Annotated in this window: 16 protein-coding genes; 12 read left to right on the top strand and 4 right to left on the bottom strand. The window is 67.6% G+C overall.

Annotation, left to right across the window (positions count from 1 at the left end; genetic code table 11):
* Nucleotides 1-53: 53 nt before the first annotated feature.
* Complete coding sequence (locus AB0M95_RS05040; protein ID WP_363759653.1) at nucleotides 54-1,934, top strand: hypothetical protein; 1,881 nt, start codon at nucleotides 54-56, stop codon at nucleotides 1,932-1,934.
* Nucleotides 1,935-2,026: 92 nt separating this feature from the next.
* On the opposite strand, the gene AB0M95_RS05035 is transcribed toward AB0M95_RS05040, so the two are convergent.
* The gene (locus AB0M95_RS05035) at nucleotides 2,027-2,392 is read right to left on the bottom strand and encodes a hypothetical protein (protein ID WP_363759650.1); all 366 of its coding nucleotides are present in this window, start codon (nucleotides 2,390-2,392) and stop codon (nucleotides 2,027-2,029) included.
* Nucleotides 2,393-2,577: 185 nt separating this feature from the next.
* Between AB0M95_RS05035 and AB0M95_RS05030 the strand changes: the two genes are divergently transcribed.
* Entirely contained in the window at nucleotides 2,578-3,429 is an 852-nt protein-coding gene (locus AB0M95_RS05030) for a helix-turn-helix transcriptional regulator (RefSeq protein WP_363759647.1), read from the top strand.
* Nucleotides 3,430-3,437: 8 nt separating this feature from the next.
* Entirely contained in the window at nucleotides 3,438-3,653 is a 216-nt protein-coding gene (locus tag AB0M95_RS05025) for a DUF397 domain-containing protein (protein ID WP_363759644.1), read from the top strand.
* 86 nt (nucleotides 3,654-3,739) lie between these two features.
* Here AB0M95_RS05025 and AB0M95_RS05020 read toward each other — a convergent pair whose 3' ends face one another.
* Both AB0M95_RS05020 and AB0M95_RS05015 read right to left on the bottom strand, forming a co-directional pair.
* Nucleotides 3,740-4,141 (bottom strand): PIN domain nuclease, encoded by a 402-nt coding sequence (locus AB0M95_RS05020; protein WP_363759641.1) that lies wholly within the window; start codon nucleotides 4,139-4,141, stop codon nucleotides 3,740-3,742.
* Nucleotides 4,138-4,362, bottom strand: a complete 225-nt coding sequence (locus AB0M95_RS05015; protein ID WP_363759638.1) for a type II toxin-antitoxin system VapB family antitoxin — start codon at nucleotides 4,360-4,362, stop codon at nucleotides 4,138-4,140. Before AB0M95_RS05015 ends, AB0M95_RS05020 begins: the two co-directional genes overlap by 4 nt.
* Before the next feature lie 341 nt (nucleotides 4,363-4,703).
* Here AB0M95_RS05015 and AB0M95_RS05010 point away from each other — a divergent pair, with 341 nt between their 5' ends.
* The 5 genes from AB0M95_RS05010 (at nucleotide 4,704) to AB0M95_RS04990 (ending at nucleotide 7,511) form a co-directional block, all read left to right on the top strand.
* A complete protein-coding gene (locus AB0M95_RS05010; protein ID WP_363759635.1) occupies nucleotides 4,704-4,844 on the top strand; it encodes a hypothetical protein in 141 nt (46 codons plus the stop codon).
* Between the two features lie 37 nt (nucleotides 4,845-4,881).
* Complete coding sequence (locus AB0M95_RS05005) at nucleotides 4,882-5,118, top strand: hypothetical protein (RefSeq protein ID WP_363759632.1); 237 nt, start codon at nucleotides 4,882-4,884, stop codon at nucleotides 5,116-5,118.
* A 2-nt stretch (nucleotides 5,119-5,120) separates the two neighbouring features.
* Nucleotides 5,121-5,636 carry a DUF6879 family protein gene (locus tag AB0M95_RS05000; RefSeq protein WP_363759629.1) on the top strand — a complete coding sequence of 172 codons (516 nt, stop codon included), beginning with the start codon at nucleotides 5,121-5,123 and terminating at the stop codon, nucleotides 5,634-5,636.
* Nucleotides 5,584-6,498, top strand: coding sequence for a helix-turn-helix transcriptional regulator (locus tag AB0M95_RS04995; RefSeq protein WP_363759626.1), 915 nt, complete (start codon nucleotides 5,584-5,586; stop codon nucleotides 6,496-6,498). The genes AB0M95_RS05000 and AB0M95_RS04995 overlap by 53 nt, the downstream gene beginning before the upstream one ends.
* Nucleotides 6,499-7,076: 578 nt before the next feature.
* Nucleotides 7,077-7,511, top strand: a complete 435-nt coding sequence (locus tag AB0M95_RS04990; RefSeq protein ID WP_363759623.1) for an NUDIX domain-containing protein — start codon at nucleotides 7,077-7,079, stop codon at nucleotides 7,509-7,511.
* 137 nt (nucleotides 7,512-7,648) lie between these two features.
* On the opposite strand, the gene AB0M95_RS04985 is transcribed toward AB0M95_RS04990, so the two are convergent.
* Complete coding sequence (locus AB0M95_RS04985; RefSeq protein ID WP_363759620.1) at nucleotides 7,649-9,097, bottom strand: amidohydrolase family protein; 1,449 nt, start codon at nucleotides 9,095-9,097, stop codon at nucleotides 7,649-7,651.
* 211 nt (nucleotides 9,098-9,308) lie between these two features.
* Between AB0M95_RS04985 and AB0M95_RS04980 the strand changes: the two genes are divergently transcribed.
* From AB0M95_RS04980 to AB0M95_RS04965, 4 genes are read left to right on the top strand one after another with little or no spacing between them, the layout of a single operon-like run.
* Entirely contained in the window at nucleotides 9,309-10,499 is a 1,191-nt protein-coding gene (locus AB0M95_RS04980; protein ID WP_363759617.1) for a CoA transferase, read from the top strand.
* Nucleotides 10,492-11,352: a citryl-CoA lyase gene (locus AB0M95_RS04975; protein ID WP_363759610.1), complete on the top strand. Its 861-nt coding sequence runs from the start codon at nucleotides 10,492-10,494 to the stop codon at nucleotides 11,350-11,352. Before AB0M95_RS04980 ends, AB0M95_RS04975 begins: the two co-directional genes overlap by 8 nt.
* Nucleotides 11,345-12,208, top strand: a complete 864-nt coding sequence (locus AB0M95_RS04970) for an extradiol ring-cleavage dioxygenase (RefSeq protein ID WP_363759607.1) — start codon at nucleotides 11,345-11,347, stop codon at nucleotides 12,206-12,208. Before AB0M95_RS04975 ends, AB0M95_RS04970 begins: the two co-directional genes overlap by 8 nt.
* Nucleotides 12,205-12,564: a hypothetical protein gene (locus AB0M95_RS04965; protein WP_358509483.1), complete on the top strand. Its 360-nt coding sequence runs from the start codon at nucleotides 12,205-12,207 to the stop codon at nucleotides 12,562-12,564. The genes AB0M95_RS04970 and AB0M95_RS04965 overlap by 4 nt, the downstream gene beginning before the upstream one ends.
* Nucleotides 12,565-12,566: the final 2 nt, after the last annotated feature.

Raw genomic sequence — 12,566 nt, 5'->3', positions numbered from 1 at the left:
GTAAGCTGCACCATTAGCAACATGCGTCACACTCGGGAGGATGCGGTCAGCCGATGGACGCCGATTCAATGATCTGCCTGAGTGATCTGGTGCCGGTTCTGCGCTGGAGCCGGCCTCAGCAGGTCGCCGAAGTTCTCGCCGACCCCCGGCTGCCTGGGGGCTGGTGGGCGTCGATCGCTCTCGGTCGCGCCCTCGGCACGACCGGTGTCGAGTGGCTCTGTGACCGCCTCTCGCGGCTGGCGGTCAGCCGCTGGGAGCACCTGGCGCTGATGGACGTGCTGCCCGCGCTGCAGGTCCACAAGGTCGACCCGGCCCTTCCCGGCTGGCCCGAGCCCGCGCGCTCGGCCATCAGCGGCATGGGCGGATGGCAGCGGCTGCGCAGGCTCACCGCCGCGGACCTGCGGGTCCCGTCGGCCCCCGCCTCCCCCGAGGTCATCATCACGGCGATGTTCCGCGAGGTGCTCGGCCGGGTGCCCGCCGTGTCCCCGCAGGTCCCGTCCAGCCCGCCGACCGGGCCCCATCCCACGCAGCCCACCGGCCCTCACCCCGCCCAGCCCACCGGGCCCCATCCCACGCAGCCCACCGGCCCTCACCCCGCCCAGCCCACCGGGCCGCACCTCACGCACCCCACCGGCCCTCACCCCGCCCAGCCCACCGGGCCGCACCTCACGCACCCCACCGGGCCCCATCCCGCCCAGCGGACCGGGCCCCACCCCGCGCTTCCCGCCGCCGCCCGGACGGCGCCGACCGGCCCGCACCCGGTGCAGCCGACCGGCCCACACCCCGTCCAGTCCCCGGCCGCCGGGGCTAACGGCGCGCCGCAGGCCCCGTACGCGCCCCAGGCGCCCGCGCAGCCCGCCGTCCCTCCCCCGCCACCTGTCTCGGACAACCCGCTCGTCCGGCTCGTGGACGCGGTCTTCCGCGAGTGGACGCCGCTGGAGCGGGCCGTGGCCACCGAGCGGCTGTTCGCCGAGGAACCGGTCAGCCTGCGCACGCTGGCCCACGAGTTACACGTCGACCGCGACGTGCTGTCCCAGGCGCAGCGCGCCGCCGAGGAGCGCGTGCTGCACTGGCTGCGCTCGCCGGAGTCCACCGCCGTCACCGGCCACCTGTTCCGGCTCACCGAGTGGCTCGGCAACGCGGCCACCGAGGACCAGCTCATCGGTGCCGACCCCGCGCACCCGATCGAGGTGCCCTCGCTCGGCACCCCCCTGTGGCGGGTGCTGGTCGCGCTCATGCGCGACCGCCGCCTGCAGGACGGCTGGCTGGTCGTCGGGGACCTGGGCCGGCTGCGGGAGCGCACCGCGCAGATGCTCGGCGGTAAGACCTCCGGCGAGGACGCCGTCGAGCTGCTGGCGCAGGTCGGGATCCGCGCCCACTCGGCCCAGGCGTGGATCGACGCCCTGCCGAAGGCCGCGGTCCCGCCGCCCGACCCCACGGCGACGGGCGGCTTCGCACCGCTCCCCCGCCGCACGCCCGGCGCGAACGGGCACCAGATGCGCGGCGGCGTACCCGTGCCGTCCGTGACGCGCAACCTGCCGGACGCCCAGACCGCGCTGGCGGCGCTCACCGCGCTGTCCGGCCCGCCGCGACCCCACCTGGTCCCCGAACCACGCGCCGCGACCCACGCGCCGCCGCTGCCGAGCCCGGCCTCCGACCCGCGCCGCTGGCAGCGCATCGACGTCACCAGCGAACACCTGCGCGGCGAGCCGGTACCGGTCCCGGAGGGATACGCCACCCAGCTCGGCATGCGCCCGGGCACGCTGCTGTCGGTCACCGGCCCCGGGGACAACGCGGTGGTGCTGGTCTGGCGCGACCGCCAGCCGGTGTTCGACTCACTGCAACCGGTGCTCATGCGCCTCAACGCCCGCCCCGGCGACTCGGTCTACGTCACCGTCGACGGCTACCGCCTGGACGCCCAGCTCACCGCCTGACCGCGCACCTTGAGACACCCGAGCACGAGGCGCTGGACGGCCGGACATGCGCGGGGCTCAGAGATGCGCAGCCCAACCTCGTGGCGCAGGCTTCAGCTTCGCGGGTCGGCTGAACCCTCCTGGAGGGCGACGCCGCCCGTCCTGTTGAACGTCAGCCAGAGCAGCCGGACGGTGACGTCTGGTCGTCGGCTGAATCGATGTACCGTGCGTTCCGGCGAGTCGAGGATCATGCGCGCTCCGTCCTCGGTACAGATGACCTGCGTCTGCTCTCTGAACGCCATTCCCCAGGCCGCGATCCTGCCGTCCGATCGCCGACCGTACTCCTGAACCACGGCGAATACGCGCGGCGCCTCCTCGACCACCATGTCGTGTACCAGCGCGTCGAACTCCGCCGCACCGCAGAGCGGCGCGAGCGGGAAAAGACCCGCGGCCGGTTCATCCTCGAACGGAGTCGCCATTTGTCGCTCCAAGTCTTGTTGTGGACCCTGTAGGCCGTATTGACCGTGTCGTCCGTCGGAGAGTAACCGTCCGACCACGATTTGACGTTAGTTCTTTACATCAAAGATCACAATCGAGTCGGCCTAACTTCCCCTACGATCTCGTGCCGGTAGGGTTCCTCACTGAGCCCTACGGAAGGTGACCAATGACCGGCTCATCAGCCCCCTTGCGGCGGCTCGGCATGGAGTTGCGGCGTCTGCGAACGATGACCGGACGCACACAGGCTGACGTAGGCAAGGCGATCGGGCGAACGCACGCGACACTGGTCAACTGGGAGCACGGCAAGACCAAGATCAGCAAGTCTGACCTCCTGTGCCTCATGACCGAACTCGGCGTACCGAACGACGTACGCGCTGGCCTTGAACAGTTACGAGACGAGTCCGGCCCAGGCGCCGGCCAGTGGGCCGTCTATGGACTTCCCGACTCGCTCAAGCCCCTGATCAGCTTCGAAGCAGACGCAGTAGCGGTCACGGCATTTGAGCCGATCATCATTCCCGGCCTCTTGCAGACCGAGGACTACGCACGAGCCATCCATATCGCCGGGCCGCACACCGTCGCACCGGAGAACGTCGAAAAGTGGGTCGCAGCCCGGATACAGCGCCAACGGCAACTCACGGGTGCCGCACCACTGAAGTTTCATGCCGTGATCTCCGAGGCCGCCCTCCGGCTGCAGGTGGGCGGTTCCTCGGTGATGACCACCCAGATCGAGCATCTTCTCGAATCGTCCCGCTTGGACAACATTACGATCCAGATACTCCCCGCCGCCGCGGGGGCACATCCCGCACTCGCGGGAAACATCACGGTCCTGCACTTCGCCGACCCCAGGTCCGATCCACCGCTGGGCTATTTCGATGGCCCTCTCGGCGGCTACATGATCAGCGACGAAGCCCAGGTCACCGCCATGGCCGACATGTTCGACGACATATGCGTGAAAGCGGCGACCGAGGCCGAGTCAACCAGGATGCTGGCGACCGCCCTCAGAGACATCAGGAAGTAGAACGACACATGTTTGACTTATCCGCAGCAACATGGCGCAAATCCAGCCACAGCACCGCCGGCGGCAACTGCGTCGAGGTGGCGTTCCTCGATGGTGCCGTCGGTCTGCGTGACTCCAAGGACAACAGGCAAGGCCGCCTTCTCGTCTGCACACGTGCCGAGTGGGACGCCTTCGCCGAAGGGATTCGCAGGACGGCAGTCGTAGCGGATAGCGACACGGCATGATGCCCAACGCGGCTTGACCCAGGAAAGCTTGCGGCTCAGCCACAAGCGGCCTTTAACGGACCGCTGAGTTTGTCGGGTGAACGCGGTCAACTGATCCGGCGCACTGGCTGCCCCGTCAGGCGGGAGATGGTCTCGAAGTCGTTGTCCGCATGCAGCACGGTGAGCTTGTGATGTCGTGCGGCTACCGCTACGAGGAGGTCGACCGGAGAGGCGGATTGATGCCACCCCTTGTCTGCGAGGTCGCGCTGCAACTCGCCTGTCTCGTCCCATGCCGATTCGGGGAGAACGTAGTAGGGGAAGGTCTCCTGGAGCAAACTGTCTGCCTCGTAGAAGGCTGGTCGGCCGCCGACAGCTCGGAGATACTCCTGCTTGACCGGCTCACAGATACCGACAAGCCCGGCAGTGACGGTCTGATCCCATTCAGTACCGACCTGACCGCGGTAGAAGAGGATCAAGGCACTGGTATCTACGAGATAGAGCTCCGTCACGCCACGGCCTGCTGCGTGCCGGCATCCTGTCCGATGGCCGAGAAGTCGATCTCTCCCTCAGCCACCATCTCACGCATGCGCGCCACAGCCGCTGCCCGTCTGCGTCGGTCGACGATCTCGCGTAGGGCAGCGTTGACGGTGTCTTTCTTAGAGGAGGTGCCGAGCAACTTCGCCGCCTCTGCCAGGGCCTCGTCGTCAAGGTCGATCAGGGTCTTGGTCATGATCTCGCCTCTCCGTATATATGAATGGAGATTAGTATATCAACGGGCATCGATCTCCAGTGGGCTCGCCGCTCCAAGATGTCGATCGCGGTCGTGGGCGTCGACTGGTCGTGCCAGTATCGGATCAGGGCGTCGTAGTAGCGGTGGGCATCGCCGACGGTGACCCGGTCTGCCGCGGTCAACACTCCCACCTGGTCGCGCTGGCCCCCGCCGACTCGCCAAGCGGTTCTCGACCGCCTAGCCCACGGCCTCTTCTCCCACGCCGCTCAGCCTCAGGTGGATCTTGCTCGATACCTGCCGCACCGCGACCGGCGGCACCGCCGAGCTGAAGTGGGTGGGCCATGACTTCCCTCAGAGCCCAGCGCGTCCCCCAGTGGACGGAACTGCCGCTGTGGCGCCCGTACCCGGGCACCTGGCGCGTCGACGCCGCCCACGCCCGCGCGCCCGTTGACCTTCGCGGCTTGTTCGGTCATCATGCGTAGCAAGTTTCTCCAACTTGGAGCAAGGAAGGATCAGCTCATGCGCGCTCACTTCCTCGGCAAAGACCCCGAGTCCATCGAGGGCGAGTCGCCCACGTTGTTCGCCACCGACCGCACCGACCGTACGACCTACATCGCCCAGGGCTGGAAGGTGACCGACCCGCAGGCGCTTGCCGACATCGGGCCGGTACCGGATCACGAGACCCTGATCGAGATCCCGGAAGAGGTGCTGAAGTACTACGCGCGCCGGTACGCGGAGCAGGAGGGAGAGCACTGAGCTTGCTCATCGGGGACGACTTCAATCAGTTGTTCCGCACCTTCGAGCACACAGCGTTCCGCTTGGAAGTGCGTGAGAGCTACAACGCACCGCGTGAGGTCGAGTCGTTTCGGCGGTTCCGAGCTGGTGAGCCGGTTGACCTGTCGTGGGCCGAGACCTGGTTCAACATGATCAGGGAGGCCACCGCGGAAGGCCGACGGTTCGCTCGCGTGCGCGTCGTCAGCGTGCCGCTATCCGACTACAGCCGGTTCGGTCTGTGGGCGGCTCAGCGGACCAGCGACGCGGGTGAAGATATCCGTTACCTACCTCGTGACGTAGCCGAACAGCTTGGTCTGCCCAATCACGACTACTGGCTGTTCGACTCACGCAAGCTGGCGCGGATGCACTTCGGCGAAAAAGACAAGTTCCGAGGCGGCGAGATCATCACTGACGCCGCCGAGATCGTGCGGCACAACTATTGGCGGGATGTTGCCCAGCATCACGCCATTCGGCGGGATGAATTTGAGGCCAAGGTCTAGCGGTTCGGGCGGCGTTGAAGAAGCACGCAATGCCCTCGGTCAACGGCTCCGCGAGCTACGGCGTCGAGCACAACTAAGCGGCAAACAGCTCGCGGAGTCGTTGTCATGGCAGCCGTCCAAGGTCAGCAAGATCGAGAACGGCAAGCAGACGCCGACTGACGATGACATCGAGGCGTGGACACGGGCAACCGATACTGAGCACGAGACAGAGGCGCTGCTTGCCTCACTGCACACGCTTGAGGTGCAGCACGCCGAGTGGCAGCGCGTTCTCAAGGCTGGGATGCTCGGTCACCAGCTTGAGCTATCCGAGCAGGACGCTAAGACAAGGTTGTACCGGTCGTTCGAGCCGGCCGTGGTACCGGGGCTGCTGCAAACTGCCGAGTTCGCGCGTGCGCTCTTTTCGCGGGCCATCATGGTCCACCGAGTACCTAACGATGTTAACGACGCGGTGGCCAAGCGCATGCAGCGGCAAGAGATGCTGTATCGCACGGATAAGGCATTCCATTTCGTCATCACCGAGGCGGCGCTTCGCTACCGGCTATGCGCGGTGGATACAATGCTCGGTCAACTTGACCGGCTGGTCTCTCTAACGTCGTTGCGTAATATGCGGCTCGGGGTTATCGGGTACGAGACGCAATACGTCGTCGATCCCCGTCACGGCTTCATGATCTATAACTCCGACCTCGTGCGCGTCGAGACGTACTCGGCCGAGTTGAACCTACGGCAGTCGCATGAGATCGGGCTGTACACCTCCACGTTCGAGAAGTTGGCGGCTGTCGCGAGCTACGACGCGGCGGCCAGGGCGGTCATCAATCGGGCCATCGCCGACCTTGCCTCAGCTCAGCCCGAGGATGGCGAGTGATTGCACGACACTCAGGTCGGCAATGCTCTTTCGAGCAATACTGAGCAATTTTCTTCCCAATACCATCATTCCTTCCTACTCTCCCTTCCAAGGCGGTAACTACAGGGCTACGGGAGAGAACCAGGTGAGCATCCGCGTTGTAATGGTGGGCTTTACCCCGTCGGCCTGGCACGGCCGGCCTGCTGGCCGCGCCATCGGCCGAAGATCTGGCGGTCCGGTTGATCGATCCCAGCAGCGTGAGAGCGGAGTCGTCTCATGCCCGCGGTAGAGGTCAGCGCGGCTACGCGAGTGAGCGCACACCCGAGCAGATGCCGACCCGGATTCGAATGGGTCGGGCGGGGACAAGGAGAGTCGGCGCCGACCTGGCGCGGGCAGGGCGACGGTACCGCATTTTCCCTGTTCATGAGGCTTATGTAGCCGGTTTCGCTCAGCTGTGACGTCCTGTTACACGGTCTAGACTCAAGATCGTTCGTGAGGTGCCCCGCGTCCGCCGGACAGCGGTGCCGGCGTCTTTGCTCCATGGCCTCGGGTGCCGCCCTGATCTCGCCCGGTCCCGATGAATGAAAAGGAGTGTTCCCGTGCCTGAGAAAGTCACCAAGGACAAGGTGCTGTGCTACGTCGTGCGCGACGGTCGGCTGCTGGTGTTCCGGCACACCGATTACAGCTACGAGGAGGTCGGCATCCAGGTTCCGGCCGGCGGCATCCGCGCGGGCGAGACGCCCGAGGCAGCGGCCCTGCGCGAGGCGGGTGAGGAGACCGGCCTGAAGGACTTCAAGATCGTGCGGAAACTCGGCGAGACCACCTATGACATGAGCCCCTACCGGTTCGAGCTCCAGCGCCGTCACGTCTTCCACCTGGAGGTGACCGAGCCCACCGCGGAGCGGTGGGCCAGCCAGGAGGACCACGACGGCGAGCAGGAGCCCACGCACTTCGAGTGTTTCTGGATCCCGCTGGAGGCCGCCCACATCCTCCAGTCAGGCCAGGGAGCCCTGCTGGGGCGCCTGTACGACTGAGTCCAGTCCGGTCACGGTCACGCCAGGAGGCAGCCGATGGACCACACCACCCGACAGAGGGTAGTGGTCCGTGACGGTCACTTGTACGACCTCCGTTGACAGCCGGCGCTTCTGTTACAGGTGTTGATGGGTCGCGCTCAGCGGCTGTGCGTCGAGGCGCTGTGGTAGTCGGTGTAGGTGTAGGGATTGTCGAGGATGGTCGTCTCGGGGATGTCGGGGTTCATCCCCTTCTGCCACTCCTCCTCCCCCATCGTCGACCGTAGGTGTTCGACGGTCTGCTCGACCTGGCGCCGGGCCGCGGCGAGGTCGACGCCGACCAGGCGGTGCTCGTGCTTCACCACGCGACCGTTGACGAGGACGGTGTGCACGTCCCCGCGCTGGGCCTGGAACGCGACGTGGCCGAAGGGGTTGAGCAGCGGGAAGGAGACGGGCGAGTGCTCGTTCTTGATGAGGACGATGTCGGCCTTCTTGCCGACCTCGAGGCCGCCGAGCTCGTGGTCTCGGCCGAGGGTGCGTGCCCCGCCGCGGGTGGCCCAGTCGACGACCTGGTCGGCGCGAAGGGCGCAGTGCGTGACGGTGCCGCCGTTGGCGTGTGCTTCCATGTGCTCGCGGGAGCGGTCGGCGCCGAGCGTGGTGCGCATGGCGGAGAACAGGTCGCCGCTCCACCAGACGCTGGTGTCCATCGAGAGCGACACCGGGATGTCGTGGGCGCGGATGGCCCAGGTGGGCGGGTAGCCCTGGCCTGCGCTCTGCTCGCTCTCGGTGGAAACCGAGATGGAGCCGCCGGTGGCGGCGATGCGGTGGTAGGAGTCCGCGGAGAGCGAGGCGGCGTGCACGTACACGGTCTCGGGGGTCATGTAGCCGTGGTCGTACATGAGCCGGATGCCGTCGTCGCCGGTGGCGCCCCACACGCCGGCGTGGGTGGTGACCGGGACTCCGAGTTCGCGGGCGACTTCGAAGGCGGGCTTCTCGGGGAAGGCCGGGTCTCCGGTGACGTCGAACGCGATCTGGAAGCCGAGCATGTCGTCACCGGTGATCCGTCGGCGTACGAAGTCGCGGAACTCCGGCGCGGCGGTCCACTCGGCGGGGGCCTGCTGGATGTTGCCGTAGGCGAGCACGAACCGGCCGGGCACCGACCGAAGCGCGTCGGCGGCGGCGTCGGCGTGGTCGACGGTCCGCAGGCCGTGCGACCAGTCGACGACGGTGGTGACGCCGGCGTCGATGGCCTCGATCGCGGCGAGCACGTTGCCCGCGTGCACGTCCTCGGGGCGGAACAGCTTCCCGTGCTCCAGGTAGTACCAGACGAAGTACTGCGTCAGGGTCCAGTCCGCGCCGTAGCCGCGCATGGCGGTCTGCCACATGTGCCGGTGGGTGTCGATCATGCCGGGCATGACGATGCCGTCGGTCGCGTCGATCACGACCGTGCCCTCCGGGACCGGTAGATCGGGCCCCACCGCGGCGATCCGGTCGCCGGCGACGAGGACGTCGGTGCGGGCGAGCACCTGGCGCCTGTCGTCCATGGGCAGCACCGTTCCGCCCCGCAGCACCACGGGGCGTCCGGGTACGAACTCGGTCCGCTCGTTCATCGAGAACTCCTCACCGCACGTCCGACCGGGTTACGCGGCACAGGCCGATCTTCCGAACGATTGTCCGCCACACGGTCACCTCTGTTCGCCGTTACTTTACGAGCGCCGATGAAGGTGTCAAGGGGCAGAGCTCTTTTGGCGTACGCTCCGGGTGTGCCAGAATCGGTTTGGCGGACGGATGTCCGTTAAGCGGACAAGGAGGGGCAGTCGGATGACAGAAGGCGCCGCGCCTGAGCGGCCGAGCGGGGGCGGGCCACTGTCCGGCGTACTGGTGGCCGACTTCTCCCGGATCCTGGCCGGCCCGTATGCCACGATGCTCCTGGCGGACATGGGCGCCGACGTCATCAAGGTCGAGGGGCCGAAGGGGGATGACACCCGCAGCTGGGTGCCCCCGATGCGCGAGGGGGTGTCGACCTACTACCTCGGGGTCAACCGGGGAAAGCGGTCGATCGCGCTCGACCTGCGCGACGAGGCCGACGCCGAGGTGGCACGGGAGCTGGCCCGCCGCGCCGACGTGCTGATCGAGAACTTCAAGCCGGGCGGGCTGGACAAGTACGGGCTCGGCTTCGAGTCCGTACGGTCCGCCAACCCCGGCGTCGTGTACGCCTCCATCAGCGGGTTCGGCTCCGGCGCCGGCAGGAACGTGCCGGGTTACGACCTGATGGTGCAGGCGATCTCCGGCCTGATGAGCCTCACCGGCGACCCGGACGGCCCGCCCTACCGCGCCGGCATCTCGGTGTTCGACGTGATGGCCGGCAACCACACCGTAATAGGCGTCCTGGCCGCGCTGCGGCACCGCGACGCCACCGGCCAGGGCCAGCACGTCGAGGTCAATCTCCTGTCGTCGGCGCTGACCGGGCTGGTCAACCACAGCTCCGCCTACGTCGCGGGAGACGTCGTGCCCTATCGCATGGGCAACGCGCACCCGAGCGTGTTCCCGTACGAGCCGCTGCCCACCGCGGACAACGACCTCATCGTCACCGCCGCCAACGACGGGCAGTTCCGCAGGCTCTGCGAGGTCCTCGGCATCCCCGAGATCGCCGACGACCCGAGGTTCGCCGGGAACGCCGACCGCACCGAGCGCCGCGAGGAACTGCGTCCCATTCTCACCGAGCGGCTCGCCGGGCGCGGCGCGGTCGAATGGTTCGAGCTGCTGGTCGAGGCCGGGGTGCCGAGCGGGCCGATCAACACCATCGACGGCGGGTTCGCGATGGCCGAGCGTTTCGGGCTCGATCCGGTCGTCGAGGTCGGCGAGGGCGACCGATCGGTGCCGACGACGCGGAATCCGATCCGGTTCTCCGAAACCCCGGCCGGTTACCGGCTGCCGCCGCCCGAGCTGGACGAGCACGGCGAGGAGCTGCGCGAGTGGCTGACCGCTCCACACGGGGACGGCCGTGGCTGAGCAGGCGAACAGGCCGGAGCGAATCGACCGGCCGGAGTACCCCACCGCGCTCGGGGCGTCGTCGCTGAAGTCGATCACCCTGCTCGGCCACGACCTGGCCGAGGACGTCATGGGCAAGGTCGGGTTCGGCGAACTGGCCTTCTGGCTCGCGACCCAGCGGCGGCCCACGCCGGGCGAGACCCGGGTGTTCGAGGCCGTGCTCGCCGCGCTGGCCGACCACGGGTTCACGCCCACCGCGATCGTGACCCGGCTGACCTACCTATCGGCGCCGGACTCCATCCAGGGAGCCCTCGCGGCCGGGCTGCTCGGCGGCGGATCCCGCTTCCTGGGCGTCACCGAAGACTGCGGCCGGTTCCTGCACGACGTGCTGACCTCGCTCGACGGCGAGCCACCGGCCGACGACACCGGCTGGGACGCCCTCGCTCTGGAGACCGTGCGGGCCCAGCGGGAGGCGAGAAGGTTCATCCCCGGCCTCGGCCACCATGTGCACAAGGAGGGCGATCCGCGCACCCCGCGGCTGCTGCGGATCGCCGCCGAGGAAGGCCTGTACGGGCCGCACCTGTCGCTGTTCGCCGCGATCGGCCGCGTCCACCCGCAGGTGCTGGGCAGGACGTTGCCGCTCAACGGGGCCGGCGTCTGCGGTGCGGCGCTGGCCGACCTGGGCCTGCCGCTGGAGCTGCTGCGCGGCTTCGCGCTGCTCGCCCGCACCGCTGGGCTGATCGGGCAGCTCGCCGAGGAGCTGCGCCGCCCGGTGGGCAACGAGATCTTCCTGTCGGTGGACCTGAACAACCGGTCCGTCGCGCCGGAGCCGTACACCCCCGCCGTCGATGCCACTGGAGGTTCGCATGGCTGAACTGGTCGCGGTGATCGCGTCCACTCATCACCCCTTCTACTACCGCGCCAGCACCTCCACCGGGGAGGACCGGCCGCCGTTCGCCGACGAGTGGGTGCGCAAGGTGGAGGCCTTCCGGGAGACGCTGACCAAGGCGCGCCCGGACGTGCTGGTCATGGTCGGCTCCGACCACTTCCACCAGTTGTGGCTGGACAACATGCCGCAGTTCCTCATCGGCAAGGCCCCCTTCTACGACGCGAACTTCTACAACGAGGAACGCGAGTTCGGCCTGCCGAGGATGTTCTTCACAGGCCAGGAGGACCTCTCGGCCTACATGCTCAGGGAAGGGCTGGACGCGGGATTCGACCTCGCGTTCTCCAACGAGCTGCGGATCGACCACTCCATCACCTGCCCGATCATCACCCTGCGCCCGCAGAACGACCTGCCGATCGTGCCGATCTACACCAACATCTTCGCCCCTCCCCTGCCGCAGCCGAAGCGGTTCGTGCAGCTCGGACGCACGATCCGGCAGCTTGTCGAATCCTGGCCCGAGAACAAGCGGGTCGCGGTCATCGGCACCGGGCACCTGTCGCTCGAACTCGGCGGACCGCGGCAGTTCGGCCCGCACGGACCGGATCCGCGGTTCGACCAGAAGGCCGTCGAGTGGATCTCGTCGGGGGACATCGAAGGCTGCCTGGCCGAGGTCACCCTCGACAGCCTCCACCTGCCCGGCAACGCCACTCACGGCTTCATGGACTTCATGCTGATGATGGGCGTCGCAGGCGAGGGCAGTAAGGCCGACTACGTCGACACCTACGACCTGTTCCACACCATGGAGGCCTACTTCACCTGGTACCCGAACGGAGGTCGGTCGTGAGCAAGTACCTGCTGAACAAGTTCCTGTTCACCGTCGACCGCGACCCCGAGCTCGTCGAGCGCTACCGAGAGGACCCGAGGGCCACGGTGGAAATGTGGGAGGGCGAGTACGCCAACCGCATCCTCAACTGCGTCGACGGCGAGTCGTCCACCTGGCTGCGGTTCGACGACACCGAGCGCGAGGCCCTGGCCACCCATGACTACCCGAAGCTGTTCGATCTGGGCGCGCACCCGTTCCTGACGCTCACGCTGTTCATCGCCATGTTCGAGCGCGACCACGAGCCGATGGGCTTCCAGACCGAGTACGCCCGGCGGCTCGCCCACGTGACGATGCCCTACCCCGACATCGCGACCTGAGC

Origin of the sequence: Sphaerisporangium sp. NPDC051017 (assembly GCF_040683095.1) — a bacterium.
Classification (GTDB): Bacteria; Actinomycetota; Actinomycetes; order Streptosporangiales; family Streptosporangiaceae; genus Sphaerisporangium.
This window is presented reverse-complemented; position numbering and strand designations above follow the sequence as displayed.

Coding starts and splice junctions, on each gene's coding strand:
- AB0M95_RS05040 (WP_363759653.1), top strand. CDS start 54: ATGGACGCCGATTCAATGATCTGCCTGAGTGATCTGGTGCCGGTTCTG.
- AB0M95_RS05035 (WP_363759650.1), bottom strand. CDS start 2,392: ATGGCGACTCCGTTCGAGGATGAACCGGCCGCGGGTCTTTTCCCGCTC.
- AB0M95_RS05030 (WP_363759647.1), top strand. CDS start 2,578: ATGACCGGCTCATCAGCCCCCTTGCGGCGGCTCGGCATGGAGTTGCGG.
- AB0M95_RS05025 (WP_363759644.1), top strand. CDS start 3,438: ATGTTTGACTTATCCGCAGCAACATGGCGCAAATCCAGCCACAGCACC.
- AB0M95_RS05015 (WP_363759638.1), bottom strand. CDS start 4,362: ATGACCAAGACCCTGATCGACCTTGACGACGAGGCCCTGGCAGAGGCG.
- AB0M95_RS05010 (WP_363759635.1), top strand. CDS start 4,704: ATGACTTCCCTCAGAGCCCAGCGCGTCCCCCAGTGGACGGAACTGCCG.
- AB0M95_RS05005 (WP_363759632.1), top strand. CDS start 4,882: ATGCGCGCTCACTTCCTCGGCAAAGACCCCGAGTCCATCGAGGGCGAG.
- AB0M95_RS04995 (WP_363759626.1), top strand. CDS start 5,584: ATGTTGCCCAGCATCACGCCATTCGGCGGGATGAATTTGAGGCCAAGG.
- AB0M95_RS04985 (WP_363759620.1), bottom strand. CDS start 9,097: ATGAACGAGCGGACCGAGTTCGTACCCGGACGCCCCGTGGTGCTGCGG.
- AB0M95_RS04980 (WP_363759617.1), top strand. CDS start 9,309: ATGACAGAAGGCGCCGCGCCTGAGCGGCCGAGCGGGGGCGGGCCACTG.
- AB0M95_RS04970 (WP_363759607.1), top strand. CDS start 11,345: ATGGCTGAACTGGTCGCGGTGATCGCGTCCACTCATCACCCCTTCTAC.